A 23,553-nucleotide genomic window follows, 5' to 3' on the forward strand; every position below is an offset into this window, starting at 1 on the left:
GGCCGCGTGACTTGCGCACCGGACCAATCTACAGGGTCGGTAAGGTCGGCTTCATCTTCGCTGCCGGGGGTGTCGGAGCCGTCACCACAGCACGGCGATGACGACGTTGAGGACACCGAGAGCACCGGCCGCGTGTGCGAGGGCGGCGGTCGAGCCCGGGTTCTGCCGTTCCTTCTTCATGCCGACGATCGCGAGGACGAGGATGACGACGGCGACGACGAGCTTGATACCGATCTTCATGTGGTTCAGGTCGGCGTCGTTCGCCTCGTTGAGCCCGACCAGTGCGAGACCGGTCACCACCTGCAGGATCGCGCCGTGCAGCATGCCGGCCACCACGCGCGGTTCCTTGATCACGGCGAGCCAGGAGCCGATGATCCCGGCGAGGCCGATGAAGTGCAGGATGAGGAAGATCTTGATCGCGACGTCCATGCGGCCATCGGATCACCCGAGCAGGACGGATGTCCAATCAGGCTCACCCCACCGGATGCGCCGTCCGGTGACGCGGGTCACCGCGGCTCCTTCCGCTGCCCCGCGTACCAGTCGAGCAGCTCCGGCGCGTCGACCGCGCTGCGATCCACCGTGCGCGCCGCGTCGGCGCCCTGGAAGAGCCGCTTGATCGGCACCTCGAGCTTCTTGCCGGTGCGGGTGTGCGGCACACCGGGGGCGGCGACGATGTCGTCGGGGACGTGCCGCGGCGAGGCCTGCTCCCGGATGACCGCGCGGATCTTCTCCCGCAGCTCGTCGTCGAGCTCGACCCCGTCGGCGAGCACCACGAACAGCGGCATCCAGTAGCCGCCGTCCGGCTGCTCGGCGCCGATCACGAGCGCCTCGACGACCTCCGGGAGTTTCTCGACGGCCTGATAGATGTCGGCGCTGCCCATCCGGACGCCGTGCCGGTTGAGCGTCGAGTCGGAGCGCCCGTGCATCTCCACGGTCCCGCGCCCGGTGATCGTGATCCAGTCGCCGTGTCGCCACACCCCGGGATAGACGGAGAAGTACGCCTCGCGGTAGCGGTGCCCGTCCGGGTCGTTCCAGAAACGGACCGGCATCGACGGCATGGGTGCGGTCACCACGAGCTCCCCCACGTCGCCGCGGACCGGGCGGCCGTGTTCGTCGTACGCGTCGAGTGCGACGCCGAGGTACGGCACCGACAGCTCGCCCGGCCACACCGGGACGGTGCGCACCGCGCCGACGAAGGCCGACACCACGTCGGTGCCGCCGGTGATGGACATCACCGGGACGTGTTCGCCGACGTTCTCCGCCAGCCACCGCGACGAGGACGCGGGCAGCGTGGACCCGGTGACCCCGACGGCCCGCAACGCGGACAGGTCGTGGTCCCGCCGGGGTACGACGCCCGCCTTGATGCAGGCGAGCACGTAGCCGGGACTCGTGCCGAGGACGGTGACCCGTTCCTCCGCGGCGATCCGCCACAGCCGGTCGACCCGCGGGTGTGACGGGCTGCCGTCGTAGCAGACGATCGTGGCCCCGACGAGCAGCCCGGCCGCCTGGAAGTTCCACATCATCCAGCTCGGGCTGGTGTACCAGAGGAAGGTGTCGTCGGGCCCGAGGTCGGTGTGCAGCGAGACCGCCTTGAGATGCTCGAGCACCACCCCGCCGTGCCCGTGCACGATGCCCTTCGGCAGGCCGGTGGTCCCGGAGGAGAACACGACCCACAACGGATGGTCGAACGGCACCGGCTCGGGGTCGAGGGGTTGGGCCCCGACGGTCGCCGCCTCCCAGGTGAGCGCGCCTTCGAGGTCCTGCCGCGGACCACCGAGCCGGGGCACCACGACGGTCAGCGCCAGCGACGGCAACCCCTCCCGCAGCCGGCCGACCGCCTCGGCGCGGGGGTGGGTGCGGCCGGCGAACCGGTAGCCGTCGGCGGTGATCAGGGCAGCGGGGTCGAGTTGCCCGAGCCGGTCCAGGGCTGCGGGGGCCGAGTAGTCCTGGCCGCAGGCCGCCCACACGGCGCCGATGCTCGCGGTGGCGAGCAGCGCGACCACGGCCTCCGGGATGTTCGGCAGGTAGCCGACGACGCGGTCACCGACGCCGATGCCGTGCTCGCGCAGCGTGGCGGCCAGCGCGGCCGCCTGCCTGCGCAGTTCGGCCCAGCCCAGCTCGGTGCGTTCCCCGTCCTCGCCGACGTACACGATCGCCGGGCGGTCGTCGCGCGCGTGCCGCAGGGCCTGCTCCACGTAGTTCAGTCGCGCCCCGGGGAACCAGACCGCCCCGGGCATCGAGGCGTCGGCCAGCGCCGGTCCCGGATCGGTGCGCGACCGCACGTCGAACCAGTCCCACACGTCCTGCCAGAACCGCCCGAGGTCGTCGACGGACCACCGCCACAGAGCGTGGTAGTCGGGAAGAGAGAGGCCGTGGCGCTGCTCGACCCACCGGGTGAAGGCGGTGATGCGGGCGTCGGCGACGTCCTGTTCGGTGGGGGTCCACTGCGGCGGCACCGGGGTGTCGGTCATGCCGTCGCACCCCCTCGGTGATCGCCCGAGCGGGCCTCGACGGAGCGGTGCAGGATCTGCTCCGCGTGCCGCAGCACCGGCGCGTCGACCATCCGGCCCTCGAACTGGAACACCCCCCGCTCCTCCGGCACCGCCGCCAGCACCCGCCGCGCCCACGCCACATCCTCCGCGCTCGGCGCGTACGCGGACCGGATCACCGCCACCTGACCGGGGTGGATCGCCACCTTCGCATCGAACCCGACCGCCACCGCGTCCAGCGCCTCCGCCCGCAACCCGTCGTGATCCCTGATGTTCAGATACACCGAGTCCAGGGCGAACCGCCCGTACGCCTTCGCCGCCAGCAACGCCTGCGACCGCACGTGCCGCGCCACGTCCCGATACGTCCCGTCGCCCCGGCGGGACGACTGCCCACCCAGGCCGACCACGAGATCCTCCGCACCCCACATCAGACCGACCGTGCCCGCCGCCAGGGCGATCTCGTCGACCTTCAACGCCCCCAGCGGGGACTCGATCAGCGCGATCACCTCCCGCGGCGCCAGCGACGTCACCTGCTGCGCCGACTCGCACTTGGCCGGCATCACCCGCATGTAGTCGGTGGCCGCCAGCGCCTTCAGGTCCGCCTCGTGCTCGTCGGTGCCGACGGGGTTGACCCGCACCACCGTCCGGGCCGGATCGAGCAGGGTGTCCTGCAGGCACCGGCGCGCGTAGTCCTTGTCCCCCGGCGCCACCCCGTCCTCGAGATCGAGGATCACCACATCCGCCGTCGCGGCCGCCTTACCGAACCGCTCCGGACGATCGGCCGGACAGAACAACCACGCCGGGCCGCCGACGCTGTACATAGAGACCTCCTCGATCGGGTGATCTCTTCGATGATGCGGCCCGGGCACCGCACTGTCAGCACAATCGTGACCCGAGCGCGGGACGGGTGGTCGTCCGCGCGGGAATTCCGCGCGGACGACCGGCAAGAGCGCGGATCCGTCAGGCGCCGGCCGCTGCCTCCGACTGCCCGGCCGCTGCCTCCGACTGCCCGGCCGCTGCCTCCGACTGCACCGAGCGGTGCAGGATCTGCTCCGCGTGCCGCAGCACCGGCGCGTCGACCATCCGGCCCTCGAACTGGAACACCCCCCGCTCCTCCGGCACCGCCGCCAGCACCCGCCGCGCCCACGCCACATCCTCCGCGCTCGGCGCGTACGCGGACCGGATCACCGCCACCTGACCGGGGTGGATCGCCACCTTCGCATCGAACCCGACCGCCACCGCGTCCAGCGCCTCCGCCCGCAACCCGTCGTGATCCCTGATGTTCAGATACACCGAGTCCAGGGCGAACCGCCCGTACGCCTTCGCCGCCAGCAACGCCTGCGACCGCACGTGCCGCGCCACGTCCCGATACGTCCCGTCCCCCCGGCGGGACGACTGCCCACCCAGGCCGACCACGAGATCCTCCGCACCCCACATCAGACCGACCGTGCCCGCCGCCAGGGCGATCTCGTCGACCTTCAACGCCCCCAGCGGGGACTCGATCAGCGCGATCACCTCCCGCGGCGCCAGCGACGTCACCTGCTGCGCCGACTCGCACTTGGCCAGCATCACGCGGGAATAGGGGGTCTTCGCGAGGGACTCGAGATCGGCGAGGTGGTCGGCCGTGCCGGCCGGGTTGAGCCGCACCACCGTCCGGGCCGGATCGAGCGGGGTGTCCTGCAGGCACCGGCGCGCGTAGTCCTTGTCCCCCGGCGCCACCCCGTCCTCGAGATCGAGGATCACCACATCCGCCGTCGCGGCCGCCTTACCGAACCGCTCCGGACGATCGGCCGGACAGAACAACCACGCCGGACCACCCACGGAGTCGACGGAACCCATGCTTGTCCCCTATCCCTTCTGCGTGTCGTCGGCGGGCCGGCATTGCACGAGTGTCTGGCGCACCGCGACCGCGACGACGTCGCCGTGCTGGTTGCGGGCCGTGTGCTCGAGCGTGACGATCCCCTGCCCCGGACGGGACTTGGACTCGCGCTTGTCGGTGACCAGGGTCTCGGCGTACAGGGTGTCGCCGTGGCGGACCGGCGCGGGGAACTTGATCTCCGAGAAGCCGAGGTTGGCGACGATCGTGCCCTGGGTCAGCTGCGCCACCGACAATCCGACGAGGGTGGACAGGGTGAACATCGAATTCACCAGGCGCTCACCGAATTCGGTGCCCTCACTGTAGGCGGCGTCGAGGTGCAGCGCCTGCGTGTTCATCGTCATCGTGGTGAACGCGACGTTGTCGGCCTCGGTGACGGTGCGCCCGGGGCGGTGCTCGTAGACCGTGCCGACCTCGAACTCCTCGAACCACAGTCCCCGCTGGGTGACGCGTCGCTGAGCGCTCACAGGCCGAGCTCCCGCGCCACGAGCATGAGCTGGACCTCGGTGGTGCCCTCGCCGATCTCGAGGATCTTGCTGTCCCGGTAGTGCCGGGCCACCGCGTACTCGTTCATGAAGCCGTAGCCGCCGTGGATCTGCGTCGCGTCGCGCGCGTTGTCCATCGCCGCTTCCGACGCGACCAGCTTGGCGATGGCAGCCTGCTTCTTGAACGGCTTGCCCGCCAGCATGAGGGCCGCGGCGTCGTAGTAGGCGGCGCGGGCGGCATGGGCCCGTGCCTCCATCCGGGCGATCTTGAAGGCGATCGCCTGGTTCCGGCCGATGGGACGGCCGAACGCCTCGCGCTCCTTCGCGTACTTGACGGACTCGTCGACGCAGCCCTGCGCCGCGCCGGTGGACAGGGCGGCGATCGCGATGCGGCCCTCGTCGAGGATGCGCAGGAAGTTCGCGTAGCCGCGGCCGCGCTCGCCGAGCAGGTTCTCCGCCGGCACCCGCACGTCGGTGAAGCTCAGCGGGTGGGTGTCCGAGGCGTTCCAGCCGACCTTGTTGTAGGCGGGCTCGGCGACGAAGCCGGGCGTGTCGGTGGGCACGACGATCGTGGAGATCTCCTTCTTGCCGTCGCGTTCGCCGGTGACGGCGGTGACGGTCACGATCTCGGTGATGTCGGTGCCGGAGTTGGTGATGAACTGCTTGCTGCCGTTGATGATCCACTGGTCACCGTCGAGCTTGGCGGTGGTCTTGGTGCCGCCGGCGTCGCTGCCGGCGCCGGGCTCGGTCAGGCCGAACGCGCCCAGCGCCCGTCCCGCGGCGAGCTGCGGCAGCCACTTCTGCTTCTGCTCCTCGGTGCCGAAGCGGTAGATCGGCATCGCGCCGAGCGAGACGCCGGCCTCGAGGGTGATGGCCACGGACTGGTCGACCTTGCCGAGTTCCTCGAGCGCGAGGCACAGCGCGAAGTAGTCTCCGCCCTGCCCGCCGTACTCCTCGGGGAACGGCAGCCCGAACAGGCCGAGGTCGGCCATGCCCGCGACGACCTCGTACGGGAACGTGTGGTTGGCGTCGTGCTCGGCGGCGACGGGTGCGACGACGGTCTGCGCGAAGTCTGCGACGGTGTTCTTCAGGTCCCGGTAGTCCTCGGGAAGCTGTCCGGTGGAGAGGTAGTCGGTCATCGGGGTGTCCTAGCTGTCGGTGGTGTCGGTGGGGGCGGGAACGGAGTGGGTGGGAACTCCGCTGCCGGGGACGACGCGGGCGAGGAGCTGGTCGACCTTGACCTGGTCGCCGGGGGCGACGAGGAGTTCGACGGTGCCGTCGACGGGCGTGGTCAGGGCGTGTTCCATCTTCATCGCCTCGACGACGACGACGGTGCTGCCGGCGGTGACGGTGGCACCGTTCTCGACGGGGACGGCGATGACGGTGCCGGGCATCGGGCTGGTCAGCTCGGCCTCGCCGGCGTGGGCGTCGGCGTCGCGGATGTTCGGTTCGCGGGCCTCGCGCACCGGCCAGGTGCCGCCGTCACCGGCGAGCCACAGCTGCCCGTCGCCCTCGGCGACGAGGAACTCCGAGCGCACCCCGTCGAGGGTGACGGCGAGGCGGCCGGCGTCGAGCCGGGCGGTGAGTGCCCGCTCGGGGCCGTCCTCGATCCGGGCGGTGGCGGCCTCCGGGGTGCCGGTGAGGTGCACGTGATCGGTGCGGGTGGGGGTCTGCAGCCGCACGGTGGTCGGCGCGGGTCCTCCGACCCGCCAGCCGGTGGGCCGGTCCCACGGGTCCACTGCCGACGTCGTGGACGTCGCGGGCCAGCGGCGCAGCCAGCGGTGCGCGGCCGCGGCGACGAGCACCGCGTCGGGGGTGTCCGGGGCGGTGTAGTCGTCGAGGCGGCGATCGAGCAGCCCGGTGTCGAGGTTGCCGGCCTGCACGTCGGGATCGGCGAGCAGGAAGCGGGCGAAGTCGATGTTGGTGACCACCCCGAGGACCGCGGTCTCGGCCAGGGCCCGGTCGAGCCGGCGCAGCGCGGCGGCGCGGTCGGGTCCGTGCGCGATCACCTTCGACAGCATCGGGTCGTAGTCGCTGCCGACGACCGTGCCCACCTCGAGCCCGGAGTCGACGCGGATGCCCGCTGCGGTGACATTTCCCGTCGCTGCGCTCGCCCCGGTGACATTTCCCGTCGCTGCGTTCGCCCCGGTGTCGGCCTGGGCGCCGGGTTCGTCGAGCCCGACGACGGTGCCGCCGGTAGGCAGGAATCCGCGGGCGGGGTCCTCGGCGTAGACGCGGGCCTCGATCGCGTGCCCGGTCAGGGTGATGTCGTCCTGTTCGAAGCCGAGCGCCTCGCCGGCGGCGACGCGCACCTGCCACTCCACCAGGTCCAGTCCGGTGACCAGTTCGGTGACGGGGTGCTCGACCTGCAGGCGGGTGTTCATCTCCATGAAGAAGAACTCGTCCGGCGCGTCCGCGGAGACGATGAACTCCACCGTGCCGGCGCCGGTGTAGTCGACGCTGCGGGCGGTGTTGCACGCGGCCTGCCCGATCCGGGCGCGGGTGGCCTCGTCGAGCAGCGGCGACGGGGCCTCCTCGATCACCTTCTGGTGGCGGCGCTGCAGGCTGCACTCACGCTCGCCGAGATGGACGACGTTGCCGTGGGTGTCGGCGAGGATCTGCACCTCGATGTGCCGTGGGCGCTGCACGAACCGTTCGAGGAACAGGGTGTCGTCACCGAACGCGGAGGCCGCCTCGCGCCGCGCGGAGGCGAGCGCCTCGGCGAGCTGACCGGATTCGGTGACCAGGCGCATGCCCTTGCCGCCGCCGCCGGCGGACGGCTTGATCAGCACCGGGTATCCGATGTCGCCGGCCGCGGCGATCAGCTCGTCGTCGGTCAGGCCGGGCCGGGAGATGCCGGGCACGACCGGGACGTCGAACGCGGCGACGGCGTTCTTGGCGGTGATCTTGTCGCCCATGACCTCGATGGCCTTGGCGGGCGGGCCGAGGAACACGATCCCGGCGTCGGCGCAGGCCTGCGCGAAGCCCGAGTTCTCGGACAGGAAGCCGTAACCGGGGTGGATCGCCTGCGCACCGGTGCGCCGGGCCGCGTCGATCACCTTGGCGATGTCGAGGTAGCTCTCGCGCGCGGCGGCGGGGCCGAGGCGCACCGCGGTGTCGGCCTCACGCACGTGCCGGGCGCCGGCGTCGGCGTCGCTGTACACGGCGACGGACCGGATGCCCATGCGGCGCAGGGTCCGGATCACCCGGACCGCGATCTCCCCGCGGTTGGCCACCAGTACGGTATGGAACATCCCGGCTCGGCCGGTGGTATCGAACATGTTCATGTGCCTCACATCCGGAAGACGCCGTAGGAGACCGGCTCGAGGGGTGCGTTCGCGCACGCCGACAGGGCCAGGCCGAGAACTTCCCGCGTGTCGGCGGGATCGATGATGCCGTCGTCCCACAGCCGCGCGGTCGAGTAGTAGGGGTTGCCCTGGTGCTCGTACTGGGCGCGGATCGGCGCCTTGAACGCCTCCTCCTGCTCGGCGGTCCACGGGGTGCCGGACGCGTCGAGCTGTTCCGAACGCACCGTCGCCAGGACGGAGGCGGCCTGCTCGCCGCCCATCACCGAGATGCGGGCGTTGGGCCACATCCACAGGAAGCGCGGCGAGTACGCCCGCCCGCACATCGAGTAGTTGCCGGCGCCGTAGGAGCCGCCGACGACGACGGTCAGCTTCGGCACCCGCGCGCACGCGACGGCGGTGACCATCTTGGCGCCGTGCTTGGCGATGCCGCCGGCCTCGTAGTCCCGGCCGACCATGAAGCCGGAGATGTTCTGCAGGAACAGCAGCGGGATCGAGCGCTTGTCGCACAGCTCGATGAAATGGGCGCCCTTCTGGGCGGATTCACCGAACAGCACGCCGTTGTTGGCGACGATGCCGACCGGGTGGCCGTGGATCCGGGCGAAGCCGGTGACCAGGGTCTTGCCGTACTCGGCCTTGAACTCGGAAAAGCTCGAGCCGGGCCCGGCGGGGTCGCCGTCGACGATGCGCTCGATGACCTCGTGCACGTCGTAGGGGGTGCGCGGGTCGGTGGGCACCACGTCGTACAGCTCGGCCGGATCCGCGGCGGGCGCGAAGGTCGGCGCCACGTCCCACGGCCGGGGGTTGCGGGGCCCGAACGTGGCGACGATGTCGCGCACCCTGTTCAGCGCGTCGCGGTCGTCCTCGGCGAGATGGTCGGTGACACCGGAGACCTTCGAGTGCAGGTCGCCGCCGCCGAGTTCCTCCGCGGTGACGACCTCGCCGGTGGCGGCCTTCACCAGCGGCGGGCCGCCGAGGAAGATGGTGCCCTGGTTGCGGACGATGACGGCCTCGTCGCTCATCGCGGGCACGTAGGCGCCGCCGGCGGTGCACGAGCCCAGCACCGCGGCGATCTGCGGGATCCCCTTGGCGCTCATGGTGGCCTGGTTGTAGAAGATGCGGCCGAAGTGCTCGCGGTCGGGGAACACCTCGTCCTGCCGCGGCAGGAACGCCCCGCCGGAGTCGACCAGGTAGAGGCAGGGCAGCTGGTTCTGCAGCGCGATCTCCTGCGCCCGCAGGTGCTTCTTGACCGTGATCGGGTAGTAGGTGCCGCCCTTGACGGTGGCGTCGTTGGCGACGATCACGCACTCGCGGCCGGACACCCGGCCGATGCCGGCGATGATGCCCGCGCCCGGGCACTCGTCGTCGTACATGCCGTTCGCGGCCAGCGGCGCGATCTCGAGAAACGCGCTGCCGGGGTCGAGCAGGGCGTCGACGCGGTCCCGGGGCAGCAGCTTGCCGCGGGCGACGTGCCGATCCCGCGCCTTCTCACTGCCGCCGAGGGCGGCGGTCGCGAGCATGTCGCGCAGCTCGGCGACCAGCTGGACGTGCTGGTCGCGGTAGGTCCGCGGAGCGGTTGTTGGGGGGGTTGTCACAGTACCGTCCTCGCCATGGGGGTGAACGCCTGAGTTAATACTCGATAACTGAAAATAAGGTTAGCTGTGATTAACTGAGTTGTCCAGACCACATCAGGAAGGAAGGGTGCGGCCGATGACCGAGCTGAAGCCGGACACCGACGAGCAGCTGCTCACCGCGCGCGGCCGGGCCAAGGCCGACCGGCGGCGGCAACTGCTGCAGGCCGCGGCACGGCTCGTCGCCGAGCGCGGCTTCAACGGCGTGCGCCTCGAGGATCTCGGCGCGGCGGTGGGCATCAGCGGTCCCGCCGTCTACCGGCACTTCCCCAACAAGGACGCGCTGCTCGTCGAGCTCCTGGTCGACATCAGCCGCCGCCTGCTGGCGGGCGGTACCGACGTGATCGACCACACCGACGAGCCCCGGCGCGCACTCGACCGGCTCGTGGACTTCCACCTCGACTTCGCGCTCGGGGAGCCGGACCTGATCCGCGTCCAGGACCGGGAGCTGCAGTCCCTCCCGGAGGACGCCCGCCGGGAGGTGCGCCAGACCCAGCGGCGGTACGTCGAGCTGTGGGTGGGCGTGCTGCGCCGGCTCGACCCCGCCCTGGGGGAGTCCGACGCTCGGACCATGGCCCACGCGGCGTTCGGGCTCATCAACTCGACGCCGCACAGCGCCGACCGGGCCTCTCCCGCGGCGACCCGGGCGGTCCTGCGGCGCATGACCCTGGCCGCGCTCGGTGCTGATCGGCCGGGCACCGCGGCCTCCGGGACCTGAACAGGCACGGAGACCCCGTCCGGATCTCCGGACGGGGTCCCGTTTCGCCGCTGTTACCGGACCCTGCTCCTCGTCATGGAGGTGTAGGCCAGCGTCAGCACCGCGGCCACGGCGATACTGATGATCCAGCGGATCCAGTCGATACCTTCGGTGTCGCCCTGGTCGCTGATCATGCCCCAGATCCAGTAGCCGAGCAGGGCACCGATGATGCCGATGACGATGGTGATGAGCCATCCCATCGCCTGCTTCCCCGGTATCACCAGGCGTGCGAGCACACCGATGACCGCGCCGAAGATGATCGTGCCGATGATTTCTCCCATCACGGGCTCCTCTCTCGGAACATCGAACCGTGGGGACGGTATGCCACAGGGTGCGCGGAATATGCGCACTTCGGGTGAATTCCGGTGAATCTTCTGCAAAAAGTTGCGCGGTCCCGGAGGTGCGCCCTGCCCGGCGGGCGAGGCGCACCCCACGATCAGGCGTCGTGGACGATGACGCCGCGGATGTTCTTGCCGTCCCGCAGGTCCTGGTAGCCCTGGTTGACCTCCTCCAGGCTGTAGCGATGGGTGACCAGCTCGTCGAGCTTCAGCTGGCCGGCATCGTAGAGCCGCAGCAGCCGCACGATGTCGTACTGCGGGTTCGCCGAGCCGAACAGCGAGCCCTTGATGGTCTTCTGGAACAGGGTCAGTTCCGTTCCGGACACGTGCACGGTCAGCTTCTCGGGATTGGCCAGGCCGGTGATGACGACGGTGCCGCCCTTGCCCACGATCGAGGTGGCCGCCGAGACGACCTCCTCGTCGACGGTGCCGACGAGGATCAGGGCGGCGTCGGCGCCCTGGCCCCAGCTCAGCTCGTTGACCTTCTCGGCCGCCTCGGCGGCGCTCGCGAAGGCGTGCGTGGCACCGAACTTCAGGGCGGTCTCGCGCTTGAACTCCACCGGGTCGACGACCACCACGTACTTGGCGCCCGCGTGCACGGCACCCTGGACGGCATTGACACCGAGGCCGCCGATGCCGTAGATCACGACGATGTCCCCGGCACGGACGTCCCCGGCGTACACCGCGGTGCCCCAACCGGACGGCACACCGCAGCCGACGAGCACGGCGGTCTCGAGCGGGAGCCAGTCGTCGACCTTGACCACCGAGTGCTGCGAGATGGTGGCGCGTTCGGCGAACGTGCCGAGCATGCACATCGCGCCGAAGTCGGTGCTGCCGGAGTGGAACCGGAACGAGCCGTCCGGCATGCAGCCCTCGAGGATGGTGGCGCCCATGTCGCACAGGTTCTGCCGGCCCGTCGAGCAGTACCGGCAGGTGCCGCAGTTCGGGATGAAGCTGCACACCACGTGGTCACCGGGCTTGACCTTGGTGACGCCGGGGCCGACCTCCTCGATGATGCCGGAACCCTCGTGGCCACCGACGATCGGGAAGCGCGGGGGCAGGTCCCCGTCGGTCAGGTGCAGGTCCGAGTGGCACAGGCCCGCCGCGGTGTACTTGATCAGCACCTCGCCTGGGCCCGGGCCGTCGAGGTCGAGTTCCATGATCTCGAACGGCTTGCCGGTCTCGAGCAGGACTGCGGCTTTGGTCTTCATCGTTGTTCTCCTTGAGGGTGGCGGGTGACGGGGGTCAGAGGGCGATGTTCACGGCCTTGGTCTGGGTGTAGAGGTCCAGCGCTCCCGCGCCGAGCTCGCGTCCCCACCCGGACTGCTTGAACCCGCCGAACGGCATCGCGGTGTCGAAGCCGTTGTACTGGTTGATCCACACCGAACCGGCCTTGAGCCGCCGCGCGGTGCGGTGCGCCTTCGACAGGTCCCGGGTCCAGATGCCGGCGGCCAGCCCGTAGATCGAGTCGTTGGCCGCGGCGGTGATGCCCTCGTCGGCGTCGAACGGCATGGCGGCGACGACGGGACCGAAGATCTCCTCGCGCACCACGCTGAAGTCGGGCTGCACGTCCACCAGCACGGTCGGTTCGACGAAGAAGCCCTTGTCGCCCCAGCGCTTTCCGCCGGTGAGGGCGCGTGCCCCGTCGGTCAGGCCCTGGCGCAGGTAGCCGGTGACCCGGTCCAGCTGCTCCTGGGAGACCAGCGGGCCGAGCTGGGTGGCCGGGTCGAGACCGGGGCCGATCTTCACCTTGCTCGCCGCCTCCGCGACGGCCTCGGTGAACTTCTCGAAGATGGGACGCTCGACGAACAACCGGGTGCCGGCGACGCAGCACTGGCCGTGGTTGAACAGCCACGCATCGAGCGATCCGGCGACGGCGGCGTCGAAATCGGCGTCGGCGAAGACGATGTTCGGGCTCTTGCCGCCGAGTTCGAGAGAGACCTTCTTCAGGTTTCCCTTGGCGGCGTCGACGACCTTCTTGCCCACCTCGGTGGACCCGGTGAAGGCGATCTTGTCGACGTCGTCGTGGGCGGCGAGCGCGGCGCCGGCGTCGCCGAAGCCGGGCACGATGTTCACCACGCCGGGCGGGAAGCCGGCCTCCTCGAAGATCTCGGCGAGCAGCAGCGCCGTGAGCGGGGTCTGCTCTGCGGGCTTGAGGATGACCGTGTTGCCGGCGGCCAGGGCCGGCGCGAGCTTGAACGCGGCCATCAGCAGCGGGAAGTTCCAGGGCACGATGAGCCCGCACACGCCCACCGGCTCGCGCAGCGTGTAGGCGTGGAACTCACCGCCGGGCACGAACGGCATCGTGACGTTGACCGTGCTGCCCTCGATCTTGGTGGCCCACCCGGCGTAGTAGCGGAAGATGTCCGCCGACCACGCCGTGTCCACGGCCGCGGCGATCACGGCGGACTTGCCGTTGTCGAGGGCCTCGAGCTGGCCGAACTCCTCGGCGCGTTCGGTGAGCAGATCACCGACCCGCCAGATCATGCGCTCGCGCTCGGCGGCCTTCATGGTCGGCCAGGGGCCCTCGTCGAACGCCTTGCGGGCGGCCCGCACGGCCCGGTCGACGTCCTCGGCGGCGCCGTGGGCGACGTCGGTGAGCTTGTCCCCGGTCGCGGGATCGTAGGTCGCGAAGACGCGGCCCGAGGCGGCGTCGACCCATTCGCCGCCGATGTAGAGCTGCCTGGTCCCGGAGAGAAACTCCCGGACCCGCGGAGCGACGGTGTGCTCGGCAACAGCTGTCATGCCCAACCTCCTGAAGTAGTGTGACACGGGTCATACTGCTTCGGGCAGGCCTGCGGGAACTGTTCAAGGATTGGACAGTGCGCACATGCGCATACGACGGTCAGCCGGCGATGCCGAGGGCGCGGATCCTGCTGTAGAGCGTGGTGCGGCTGATGCCGAGCCGCGCCGCGGCGTGCACCTTGTTGCCGCCGCTCTCGCGCAGCGCCTCGATGATGGCCTCCCGCTCGGCGCGCTCGCGCCCGCCCAGGCGTGAGACCCGGCTCGTCGCGCGGTACTCGACCGGCAGATCCTCCACCCGTACCGGCAGCGGCGACTCCCGCTCCGGGATGGCGGCCAGCACCGCCCGCAGCTCGGCGAGGTTGCCGGGCCACGAGCGTTCCGACAGCGCCGTCAGGGCACTGGGGCCCAGGCGCAGGTCCGGCCGGTCGAGTTCCCGGGCCAGCGCGGAGGCCAGGTCGCCGAGTTCCCGGATCCGTTGCCGCAGCGCGGGCACCCGGACCTGACCGGGGCAGCGCGCCAACAGTTCTCGCACCGGCGGGCGGACGTCGTCCAGGGGGTCCGCGGTGAGCACGAGGCGGGCTGCGGCCGGGTCGGAGAGCATCGACGAGAGCAGCGCCAGCACCGGATCCGGCGCCAGGTGCACGTGTTCGACGACCACGACGCCGCCGTCCGCCCCAGCGGCGACCGACAGCAGCCCGGCCGACCACTCGTGTTCGCCCTCGCCGACGATCCGGGCGGCGTCGAGGAAGGTGACGGTGTCACGTACGAGTTCCCTTGCGGCCCAGGTCCGTCCGCTCCCCGGCTCGCCGAGGATCGCCACGCCACCGGTGCGCTCGCGCAGCCGTCCGAGCCGCTGCCGCAGCCGCGTCGTCGCGTCCTGCGCGACGTCGCTGCGGGGCACGGGTTCCCGCGCGGCGGCGGCGTCGAGCAGGAACAGCGCCCCGCTGCCGATGCCCGGGATGCGGTCGATCCGCAACCGGGTGCGCCCGCCGGCGGACAACGCGAAGTCCATCGTGCGGGACTCCCCCGCCGGCAGGTCGACCGCGATCGCGCGCAGCGCCGCGTGGTCGGCGGGCACGAGCAGTTCCACGGCGGCCTTGTTGGTGAGCATGATGTCCTCACCCATGGCCGCGACCGCGACGCCGCGCTGCTGCGCGGCCCGCTGGAACGCATCGACCACCCGCCGGTCCGATTCGCGGGCCCCCTCGAGCAACCGCGCCTCGATGTCGCGGGCCGCGCGGGCGAGGAACGGCACGAACAGCGGATTGGCGATCTTGCCGGCGGCGGTGATGTCGAGGATGCCTTCGATGCGGCGGGTGACGGGATGCACGAGGGGGTGCCCGTAGCAGCTGAAGTCCTTGAGGGACTCGAGGTAGTGCTCCTCGCCGTGCACCACGAGGCTCTGCCGCACCTCGAACGGGGTGCCGAGAGCGTTGGTGCCGTAGGTGTCCTCGCTCAGGGTCGCGCCGGGGACCACGCCGATCTCCTCCATGGCGCGCTGCATGGGTGCCGCGTCGAACAGCCGGGCCACGATCCGGCAGTCCCGGTCCACGAGGAGGATGCAGCAGCCCGTGCCGGCGAGCTGCGTGCGCAGCTCGTCGAGCACCGGCCGGGCGGCGTCGAGCAGCCGCCCGGCCGCGTCCGAGGGGCCCAGCAGGGTCGGCTCGGGGAGCCGTCCCGGGTCGATCCCGCTCAACTGCGAGCGTTTCCAGGACAGCGCGATCTCCGGCCGCAGACCGTTCACCCCCGCTCGGCCTCCCCGAGCAGGGCCGTGGACAGCTCCCGCATCTCGACCTTGCGGATCTTGCCGGTGACCGTCATCGGGAACTCGTCGACGATGTGCACGTAGCGGGGGATCTTGTAGTGCGCGAGCTTGCCCGTGCAGTACTCGCGCAGCGACTGCGCGTCGAGCGGCGCCGCCCCCTCCCGCATCCGGATCCACACCATGAGCTCCTCCCCGTACTTCTCGTCGGGCACGCCGACGACCTGCGCGTCGAGAATGTCCGGGTGGGTGTAGAGGAACTCCTCGATCTCCCGCGGGTAGATGTTCTCGCCACCACGGATGACCATGTCCTTGATGCGGCCGGTGACCGAGACGTACCCGTCGGCGTCCATGACGCCGATGTCGCCGGTGTGCATCCACCGGGCCTTGTCGATGGCCTCGGCGGTCTTGTCGGGCTGGTTCCAGTAGCCGAGCATCACCGAGTAGCCGCGGGTGCACAGCTCGCCCGGTTCACCGCGCGGGACGGTCAGGCCCGTGGCCGGGTCGACGATCTTGACCTCGAGGTGCGGGCCGACGCGGCCGACGGTGGACACGCGCTGGTCGATGGTGTCGTCGCTGCGGGTCTGCAGGGACACCGGCGAGGTCTCGGTCATGCCGTAGCAGATGGAGACCTCGGTCATGCCCATCCGCTCGATGACCTGCTTCATCACCTCGACCGGGCACGGGGAGCCGGCCATGATGCCGGTCCGCAGGCTCGACAGGTCGTGGGTCTCGAAGGTGGGGTCGGCGAGTTCGGCGATGAACATCGTCGGCACCCCGTACAGGGAGGTGCAGCGCTCCTCGGCGACGGCGGCCAGGGTCTGGGCCGGGTCGAAGGCGGGTCCCGGGATGACCATCGTCGCGCCGTGGCTGGTGCAGGCCAGGTTGCCCATGACCATGCCGAAGCAGTGGTAGAAGGGCACCGGGATGCACACCTTGTCGTTCTCGGTGTAGTGGCACAGCTCGCCGACGAAGAATCCGTTGTTGAGGATGTTGTGGTGGCTGAGGGTGGCGCCCTTGGGGAATCCGGTGGTGCCGGACGTGTACTGGATGTTGATCGGATCGTCGGCCGACAGGTCACGCTGGGCGGCGTCGAGCCGGGTGCGGTCGTCGGCGAGTGCGGCGCGTCCGGACTCGGCGAGTTCGTCCCATTCGGGGTATCCGAGCAGCACCACGTGCTCGAGGTCCGGGCAGTCGCCGCGCACCTCGGAGATCATTGCGGCGTAGTCGGACGTCTTGAAACTCGGCGCGGAGATCAGCATCCGGATCCCGGCCTGGGTGAGCACGTACTGCAGTTCGTGCGAGCGGTAGGCGGGGTTGATGTTGACCAGGATCGCGCCGATCTTCGCGGTGGCGTACTGGACGAACACCCACTCCGCCCGGTTCGGCGCCCAGATGCCCACCCGGTCGCCCTTGCCGATGCCGGCCTGCAGCAGACCGAGCGCGAGGGCGTCGACCTCCGCGGCGAGTTCGGTGTAGGTCCAGCGCCGGCCGGCGGCGCGGTCGACGAGCGCGTCCCGGTCGCCGTGCCGGGCGACGGTGCGGTCGAAGTTGTCGCCGATCGTGTCCCCCAGCAGCGGGGTGTTCCACGCCCCCGAGGTGTAGCTGGGCAGTTCGGGTGTGGCGAAACCGGTCATGGGTGCTCCTGCAGTGTGCGCGGCCCGGGGCGAGCGAGGGGATCTCGTGGACTCGTCCACCATGCTCGCCGATCCGGCGCCGCAGGTGTTCGGATTCTGGACAGTTGGCGGTGCGGTGGCAGCACGAGGCGCCCTCCCCGGGGTGTCGGGGAGGGCGCCGGTGGGATCAGAGCGCTCGGTCGCGGGTCTCGACGAGGGCCTTGGTGCACACGAAGCTCAGCACGCCGAGCACGGAGAGCATGATGCCGATGGCGATGCCGCCGTAGGACGCCGCGAGGGGCGCGGCCAGCATGGGCGGAATCGCGCCACCCAGGACACCGGCGAGGTTGTAGCCGAGTCCGGCGCCGGTGTACCGGTACCGGGTGTGGAACATCTCCGGCAGCAGCGCGCCGCACGGTCCGTAGGCGATGCCGAAGATGGCCAGGGTGACCATCATGCCGACGACGAACGCGACCGGCGAGCCGGTGTCGAGCAGCGGGAACAGCGCCAGCGCCCACACGACGGAGAAGCCGCAGGAGATCATGATGACGCGCCGGCGGCCGACCCGGTCGGAGTAGAGGGCGGAGAGCACGATCGCGGCGCCGAAGACGAACGAGGCGGCGATGCCGACGGTGAGGACGAACGGCCGGGAGAAGCCGAGGGTCTTGGTCGCGTAGCTGGTCAGGTACGCGGTGCCCATGTAGAAGAAGGCGAACATGATCGCCAGTGCGCCGGCCGAGAGGAGGATCTCCTTGGTCTGGTAGCGCAGGGCGTCGAGGAACGGCAGGGTGCGCTTCTCGGCCGGGGCGGCGGCGCGGGCCTCGCTCTCGGCCCGGAACACGGGGGTCTCCTCGATGGCGAGGCGCATGTAGAGACCGATGGCCACGAGAACGATGCTGAACAGGAACGGGATTCGCCAGCCGTAGTTGAGGAAGGCCTCGTTGGTGTCGCCGAGGGCCAGGCCGGTGAACAGGAAGGTGGCGCTCGACAGGGCGAAGGCGATGGCGGGGCCGAGCTGCGGGAACATCGCGTACAGGCCGCGTTTGCCCGGTGGCGCGTACTCGGCGGTGAGCAGCGTCGCGCCGGCCCATTCCCCGCCGACGGCGAAGCCCTGCGCGAATCGCAGCAGCACGAGGATGATCGGGGCGGCGACGCCGATCGTCTCGGCGCCCGGCAGCAGCCCGATGAGCAGGGTCGAGATGCCCATCAGCAGCAGCGTGGAGACGAGGGTCTTCTTGCGGCCGATGCGGTCGCCGAAGTGCCCGAACAGCATGGCGCCGACCGGGCGGGCGATGAACGCGACGGCGAAGGTCGCGAACGAGGCGACCGTGCCGGCGGTGGCGCCGAGAGCCGGGAAGAACACCGTCGGAAAGACCAGGGCTGCGGCGGTTCCGTAGATGAAGAAGTCGTAGAACTCGATGGTGGTGCCGATGCAGCTGGCGATGGCGACGCGTCGGATGCCGGGTCCGCCCGGGGCGGGGGCGGTCGGCGCGGCGGGCTTCTGTCCCGCCGGTACCACGGGGGGTTCGGCCCCCGGTGTCGACACTGTGGTCACGTCTGTCCTCCGTATTTCCGTCCGAGCCGCGGCGGCCCTGCGCCGCGCGATGGAAGGAAAGGTAGTGATCCGTCTCACTCCCCCACTACCCCCGAAAGGGGGGTGGCTGTGAGCCGGATCACGTAGTTCGCCGAACGAAGGACTTGATCGTCGCGGGGCGTCCACCCCGCACCACGCGCGGTTGTCCGCTCGGATTCCGGGACACCCGGTGGCCGAACAACTTTCGCGCCGTCTACGCTCCGTTCATGGCGACGACGACCTGGGACCCGCACGCCCCGGGGATCCTGGCACTACCGTCGGGCCGGTACGTCCGGGGCCGTGGCGTCCGACGTCCCCTTCCGGCCGGACCGCTGCCCGCCCTCGGGGTGTACCTCGCGGGCCGGACGCCGCCGGCGGTCCCGTGGGACGCCCGGTGGATCCGGTGGCCCGACTTCCGCCTCCCCACCGACCCCGCCGCTGCCCGCCGGATACTGCACGAGGCGTGGCAGCGGTGCGCGACCGAACGCGTCGAGGTCGCCTGCGGCGGTGGCCGGGGGCGCACGGGCACCGCCCTGGCCTGCCTCGCGATCCTCGACGGCGTACCGCCCGGCGAGGCCGTCGCCTATGTGCGCGAACGCTATTCGCACCGAGCGGTGGAGACGCCGTGGCAGCGGCGCTTCGTCGCTGCGTTCCGGTGACCGGCGGCGCCGGTCAGCGACCGGCGGCGCCGGTGAGTTCGGCGCGCATCTCGCTCCACACGGTCGCGTACGAGTCGATGTTCGGCGCCGTCGCCCACGCCAGCGCGCCGGACTTGATCTTCCCGAGCGCCTCGGCGAACAGGTCCTGATACCGCGACAGGCGCGGAACGAACGCCGACACGTCGTCGAAGAGGTTCTGCGCCTTGCGATCCAGCTCGATCAGTTCGTCGAGGAAGTTGGCGGATTCCGGGTCGGCGAGCAGCGCGGAGAGCTCTTCGTCGAGCGGGCCGAACTGCTCGAACAGCTCCGCGAGAGAATCCTCGTCGATCGAGACGCGCTCCGCGTCGAGCTGATCGGTCAGTTCCGCGACCCCTGCGTCGGTCAGGGAGATGCCGTTGCCGGTCTCCTTCGCCTTGCCCTGCGTGACCAGCGCGTCGTACGCCGCCCGCCCGGACGCGACCGACACCCCCAGATGCGCCGCGATCATCTCGGCGGTGACGGTCTCCTTCAACCGCACCGTCTGCAGCAGAGCCAGCTCGTCGACATTGCCAGCGAACGCCATCGTGTCTTCTCCTCGTCGCCCGGTCGCGGGCGGTACGTGTCACCCGGTCGGGCGGAGTACATGATTTGGCGCTTCCGGTCGCGATGTCAACCGCCCACGCGGGTACGTCACACTCTCGCCCCTACAACTCCCCCACCGTCGCGGAATCGAGCCGGTCCGCCCGCGTCGTGTCCTTCAGGTCCACACCGGAACGCCCGAGCCGGCGCGCCCCGTCGACCAGCCCCGCGACGACACGCGCGGCCGCGGCGTACCCGAGCCCCTCCGGGGGGTGGATGTTGGACACGCAGTTCCGCTCGGCGTCGGCCCGACCGGGCCGCGGCTCGTGGGTCAGGTACACCCCGAGGCTGTCGGCGACCGACAACCCGGGCCGCTCCCCGATCAGCACCAGCAGCGTGCGCACCCCCAGGGCGGCGCCGATGTGGTCGCCCAGCGCCACCCGTGCCGACGTCGCGATCACCGGCGGTGCCACGGACAGGTGCCGCGGCAGGGCCGCCACGACGGCCTCGAGCAGGGCGACGCCGTGCTCGGCCAGGGCTCGCGGCGAGAGCCCGTCGGCGAGGACCACCCCGACGTCGGCGCCGGTGCCGGGGACCGCGGACAGATCCTCGGGCAGGCGGCCCAGGTCCGGGCGGCGCAGGTACTCGCCGCGATCGCTCACCCGGCTGGTGACGACGATCGGCGCGCCGAGTCCGAGGCGTTCGACGTCGGTGGCCAGCGCCGGCACGTCGAGGGGCTGGTGCACCGCGTCGCGGGCCGCGGCGTGCGCGGCCCGGAACTCGAGCACCCGAGCGGTCGGGAGGCCGTCGCCGGCCCGGCCGAGCCCGATGCGGGCCTGGGTCGCCGACCGCAGCGGTGCCCAGAAGTCACGGTCGACGGACCCGCTCACGCCGCACCTCCCGCGAGGGCGCGCAGCGGGGAGGCCGCCGCGTCCACCGGCAGGATGTGCCCGGCTCCGTCCACCATGCCGAGACCGGAGAGCCACCGCTCGAACTCGGGGGCGGCGCGCAGGCCCAGCGCGCGACGCACGTACAGCGCGTCGTGGAACGACAGGCTCTGGTAGCCGAGCATGACGTCGTCGGCTCCGGGCACCGCGATGACGAACGCGGCGCCGGCCACCCCGAGCAGGGTCAGGAGGGTGTCCATGTCGTCCTGGTCGGCCTCGGCGTGGTTGGTGTAGCAGACGTCCACGCCCATCGGCAGGCCCAGCAGCTTGCCGCAGAAGTGGTCCTCGAGGCCGGCCCGGACGATCTGCTTGCCGTCGTAGAGATATTCGGGGCCGATGAACCCGACCACCGTGTTGATCAGCAGCGGGTCGAGCGCCCGGGCGACGGCGTACGCGCGGGTCTCGAGGGTCTGCTGGTCGACGGGGCGTCCGCCCGTGCCGAGGTGCGCGCCGGCCGACAGCGCCGAGCCCTGCCCCGTCTCGAGGTACATGACGTTGTCGCCGACGGTGCCGCGCCCCAGAGCGCGACCGGCCTCGTTCGCCTCCCGCAGCAGAGCCAGGTTCACGCCGAAGCCGGCGTTCGCCCCCTCGGTGCCGGCAATGGACTGGAACACCAGGTCCACCGGGGCACCGGCCTCGATGAGGCCGAGCGTGGTCGTCACGTGGGACAGGACGCAGGACTGCACCGGGATGTCGAAGCGCAGCCGCATCTCGTCGAGCAGGTGCAGCAGGTCGGCGGTGGCCTGTGGCGAGTCCGTGGCCGGGTTGATGCCGATGACGGCGTCGCCGCAGCCCATCAGCAGCCCGTCGAGGGTCGCGGCGGCGATGCCGCGTGGATCGTCGGTGGGGTGGTTGGGCTGCAGCCGGGTGCCGAGCCGGCCGGGCAGTCCGACGGTGGTGCGGAACGCCGAGGTGACCTCGATCGCGCGGGCCACCGCGATCAGGTCCTGGTTGCGCATGAGCTTGCTGACGGCGGCGACCATCTCGGGGGTCAGGCCGGGCGACATGGCGGCGAACGCCGCGGCCGCATCGGTTTTCGTGACGGTGTCGAGAAGCAGGTCGCGCAGTCCCCCGACCGTCAGGTGCTGCACGGACCGGTAGGCGTCGCGGTCGTGATCGTCGAGGATCAGCCGGGTGACCTCGTCGGTCTCGTACGGCACCACCGGCTCGGCGAGGAACACGTCGAGCGGGATGTCGGCGAGGACCCACTGCGCGGCCGCACGCTCGGCGTCGGATTCGGCCGCGCAGCCGGCGAGTTCGTCGCCGGAGCGGCGCGGGGTGGCCTTGGCGAGCAGGTCGACGAGGCCGTCGAAGGTGTAGGTGGTGCCGGCGAGATGCTGGGTGTAGACGCTCACTTCAGCTCGGCCTCCGCCTCGGCGAGCGCGGCGAACTCCTCGTCGGGCGAGTTCGCCACCAGCCGGTGCCGGCTGTAGAGCCCGAAGTAGGCCATGAACGCGGCGAAGGCACCGAGGGTCCACAGGGCGGCGACGGGATCGACCAGGAAGGTGGCCACGACGGCGGCCGCGGCCACGACCAGCGCGAAGGAGGTGGTGACGACGCCGCCGGGGGTGCGGTAGGGCCGCGGCATGTGCGGTTCGCGCCGGCGCAGCACGATGTGGCTGACCATCATCAGCACATAGCTCACCGCGGCGCCGAAGACGGCCATGTTGAGCAGCATCGCTCCCTCGCCGGTGAGCGAGAGCGCGAACCCGATCACGCCGGGGACGATCAGCGCCAGCATGGGCGCCTTGCGCTTGTTGGTCAGCGACAGGCTCGTGGGGAGGTACCCGGCGCGGGAGAGCGCGAACGTCTGCCGCGAGTACGCGTACATGATCGAGAAGAAGCTCGCGATCAGGCCGGCGAGCCCGATGTAGTTGACCACCTTCGCGGCGCCGGTGTCGCCGAGGGCCTCGACGAGCGGGTTACCGGATGTGGACAGGGCGTCGGCGCCGAGCGCGCCGGTGGCCAGGAACAGCACGGTCGCACCGGTGACGAGCAGCACCAGCATGGACACGATGATGCCCTTGGGCACGTTCTTCTCCGGCTCGGTCGCCTCCTCGGCGGCCAGGGGCACACCCTCGACGGCGAGGAAGAACCAGATCGCGAACGGCACGGCCGCCCAGATGCCGAACAGGCCGAAGGGAAGGAACGACGACGCTCCGGCGGCGGTCTCGTCGACGGCGATGTCGGTCAGGTTCGCGGTGTCGAACAGCCCGACGGCGGAGACGGCGAACACCACGAGCCCGACGAGAGCGATCGCCGTGATCACGAACATCGCCTTGAGCGCTTCGCCGGCGCCGGTGAGGTGGATGCCGATGAACACCGCGTACACGGCGAGATAGATCCACCATCCGTCGGTGATGCCGAACAGGTTCAGCGACTCGACGTACCCGCCGATGAACGTGGCGATCGCGGCCGGGGCGATCGAGTATTCGATGAGAATTGCTGTGCCGGTGGCGAATCCACCCCACGGTCCGAGGGCGCGGCGCGCGAAGGTGTAGCCGCCGCCGGCGGCGGGCAGCGCGGAGGACAGCTCGGCCATGCCGAGCACCATCGCGAAGTACATGGCCGCGATGACCACCGAGGCGACGAGCAGACCACCGAATCCGCCCTCGGCCAGGCCGTTGTTCCAGCCGGCGTAGTCACCGGAGATCACGTAGCTGACGCCGAGGCCCGCGAGCAGCACCCAGCCCGCCGAACCCTTTCTCAGAGTGCGCTTTTCGAGATACGCACGACTCTCGGCGTGGAAGTCCGCGCCGTCGTGGTGGGCCGGGGTCTCGGCCCCGGTCCTGGGCGGGTCGGTCAACGACAT

Annotated in this window: 20 protein-coding genes; 2 read left to right on the forward strand and 18 right to left on the reverse strand. The window is 70.9% G+C overall.

Features of this window, described 5'->3' with window-relative positions:
- Positions 1–81: 81 nt before the first annotated feature.
- The 8 genes from HFP48_RS18870 to HFP48_RS18905 form a co-directional block, all read right to left on the reverse strand.
- Positions 82–429, reverse strand: a complete 348-nt coding sequence (locus tag HFP48_RS18870) for a hypothetical protein (protein WP_006939718.1) — start codon at positions 427–429, stop codon at positions 82–84.
- A gap of 77 nt (positions 430–506) precedes the next feature.
- On the reverse strand, positions 507–2,471 hold the full coding sequence (locus HFP48_RS18875; protein WP_168579863.1) for an acetoacetate--CoA ligase: 1,965 nt from the start codon (positions 2,469–2,471) through the stop codon (positions 507–509).
- A complete protein-coding gene (locus tag HFP48_RS18880) occupies positions 2,468–3,310 on the reverse strand; it encodes a CoA ester lyase (RefSeq protein WP_168579864.1) in 843 nt (280 codons plus the stop codon). The genes HFP48_RS18875 and HFP48_RS18880 overlap by 4 nt, the downstream gene beginning before the upstream one ends.
- Before the next feature lie 139 nt (positions 3,311–3,449).
- Positions 3,450–4,328 (reverse strand): CoA ester lyase, encoded by an 879-nt coding sequence (locus HFP48_RS18885; RefSeq protein WP_168579865.1) that lies wholly within the window; start codon positions 4,326–4,328, stop codon positions 3,450–3,452.
- A gap of 9 nt (positions 4,329–4,337) precedes the next feature.
- Positions 4,338–4,832 carry a MaoC family dehydratase gene (locus HFP48_RS18890; protein ID WP_006947103.1) on the reverse strand — a complete coding sequence of 165 codons (495 nt, stop codon included), beginning with the start codon at positions 4,830–4,832 and terminating at the stop codon, positions 4,338–4,340.
- The gene (locus HFP48_RS18895) at positions 4,829–5,989 is read right to left on the reverse strand and encodes an acyl-CoA dehydrogenase family protein (protein WP_006947101.1); all 1,161 of its coding nucleotides are present in this window, start codon (positions 5,987–5,989) and stop codon (positions 4,829–4,831) included. Before HFP48_RS18895 ends, HFP48_RS18890 begins: the two co-directional genes overlap by 4 nt.
- Positions 5,990–5,998: 9 nt before the next feature.
- Positions 5,999–8,131: an acetyl/propionyl/methylcrotonyl-CoA carboxylase subunit alpha gene (locus tag HFP48_RS18900; RefSeq protein WP_203330184.1), complete on the reverse strand. Its 2,133-nt coding sequence runs from the start codon at positions 8,129–8,131 to the stop codon at positions 5,999–6,001.
- 11 nt (positions 8,132–8,142) lie between these two features.
- Positions 8,143–9,675 (reverse strand): carboxyl transferase domain-containing protein, encoded by a 1,533-nt coding sequence (locus tag HFP48_RS18905; RefSeq protein ID WP_230304576.1) that lies wholly within the window; start codon positions 9,673–9,675, stop codon positions 8,143–8,145.
- A 190-nt stretch (positions 9,676–9,865) separates the two neighbouring features.
- On the opposite strand from HFP48_RS18905, the gene HFP48_RS18910 reads away from it, so the two are divergent.
- Positions 9,866–10,504: a TetR/AcrR family transcriptional regulator gene (locus HFP48_RS18910; RefSeq protein ID WP_006947096.1), complete on the forward strand. Its 639-nt coding sequence runs from the start codon at positions 9,866–9,868 to the stop codon at positions 10,502–10,504.
- A 53-nt stretch (positions 10,505–10,557) separates the two neighbouring features.
- On the opposite strand, the gene HFP48_RS18915 is transcribed toward HFP48_RS18910, so the two are convergent.
- The 6 genes from HFP48_RS18915 to HFP48_RS18940 all read right to left on the reverse strand — a co-directional run bounded on the left by HFP48_RS18915 (position 10,558) and on the right by HFP48_RS18940 (position 18,523).
- Positions 10,558–10,824 carry a GlsB/YeaQ/YmgE family stress response membrane protein gene (locus HFP48_RS18915; RefSeq protein WP_006947094.1) on the reverse strand — a complete coding sequence of 89 codons (267 nt, stop codon included), beginning with the start codon at positions 10,822–10,824 and terminating at the stop codon, positions 10,558–10,560.
- A 155-nt stretch (positions 10,825–10,979) separates the two neighbouring features.
- Entirely contained in the window at positions 10,980–12,092 is a 1,113-nt protein-coding gene (locus HFP48_RS18920; RefSeq protein WP_006947092.1) for an NDMA-dependent alcohol dehydrogenase, read from the reverse strand.
- 34 nt (positions 12,093–12,126) lie between these two features.
- Entirely contained in the window at positions 12,127–13,626 is a 1,500-nt protein-coding gene (locus HFP48_RS18925; RefSeq protein WP_006947089.1) for an aldehyde dehydrogenase family protein, read from the reverse strand.
- 100 nt (positions 13,627–13,726) lie between these two features.
- Positions 13,727–15,370, reverse strand: coding sequence for a helix-turn-helix domain-containing protein (locus HFP48_RS18930; RefSeq protein WP_168579866.1), 1,644 nt, complete (start codon positions 15,368–15,370; stop codon positions 13,727–13,729).
- Positions 15,367–17,025, reverse strand: a complete 1,659-nt coding sequence (locus HFP48_RS18935) for an AMP-binding protein (RefSeq protein ID WP_168579867.1) — start codon at positions 17,023–17,025, stop codon at positions 15,367–15,369. The genes HFP48_RS18930 and HFP48_RS18935 overlap by 4 nt, the downstream gene beginning before the upstream one ends.
- A 166-nt stretch (positions 17,026–17,191) precedes the next feature.
- On the reverse strand, positions 17,192–18,523 hold the full coding sequence (locus tag HFP48_RS18940) for an MFS transporter (RefSeq protein ID WP_043800490.1): 1,332 nt from the start codon (positions 18,521–18,523) through the stop codon (positions 17,192–17,194).
- A gap of 281 nt (positions 18,524–18,804) precedes the next feature.
- Here HFP48_RS18940 and HFP48_RS18945 point away from each other — a divergent pair, with 281 nt between their 5' ends.
- On the forward strand, positions 18,805–19,236 hold the full coding sequence (locus HFP48_RS18945) for a protein-tyrosine phosphatase family protein (protein ID WP_168579868.1): 432 nt from the start codon (positions 18,805–18,807) through the stop codon (positions 19,234–19,236).
- 13 nt (positions 19,237–19,249) lie between these two features.
- Here HFP48_RS18945 and HFP48_RS18950 read toward each other — a convergent pair whose 3' ends face one another.
- From HFP48_RS18950 to eat, 4 genes are all read right to left on the reverse strand, one after another.
- Positions 19,250–19,798 (reverse strand): hypothetical protein, encoded by a 549-nt coding sequence (locus tag HFP48_RS18950; protein ID WP_006930889.1) that lies wholly within the window; start codon positions 19,796–19,798, stop codon positions 19,250–19,252.
- A 121-nt stretch (positions 19,799–19,919) separates the two neighbouring features.
- Positions 19,920–20,684, reverse strand: a complete 765-nt coding sequence (gene eutC / locus HFP48_RS18955) for an ethanolamine ammonia-lyase subunit EutC (protein WP_029544948.1) — start codon at positions 20,682–20,684, stop codon at positions 19,920–19,922.
- Positions 20,681–22,096, reverse strand: a complete 1,416-nt coding sequence (locus HFP48_RS18960; RefSeq protein WP_029544950.1) for an ethanolamine ammonia-lyase subunit EutB — start codon at positions 22,094–22,096, stop codon at positions 20,681–20,683. The genes eutC and HFP48_RS18960 overlap by 4 nt, the downstream gene beginning before the upstream one ends.
- Entirely contained in the window at positions 22,093–23,553 is a 1,461-nt protein-coding gene (eat, locus tag HFP48_RS18965) for an ethanolamine permease (RefSeq protein WP_029544952.1), read from the reverse strand. Before eat ends, HFP48_RS18960 begins: the two co-directional genes overlap by 4 nt.

The sequence above is a fragment of the Rhodococcus sp. DMU1 genome (genome assembly GCF_012272955.1).
Lineage (GTDB): Bacteria > Actinomycetota > Actinomycetes > Mycobacteriales > Mycobacteriaceae > Rhodococcus > Rhodococcus aetherivorans.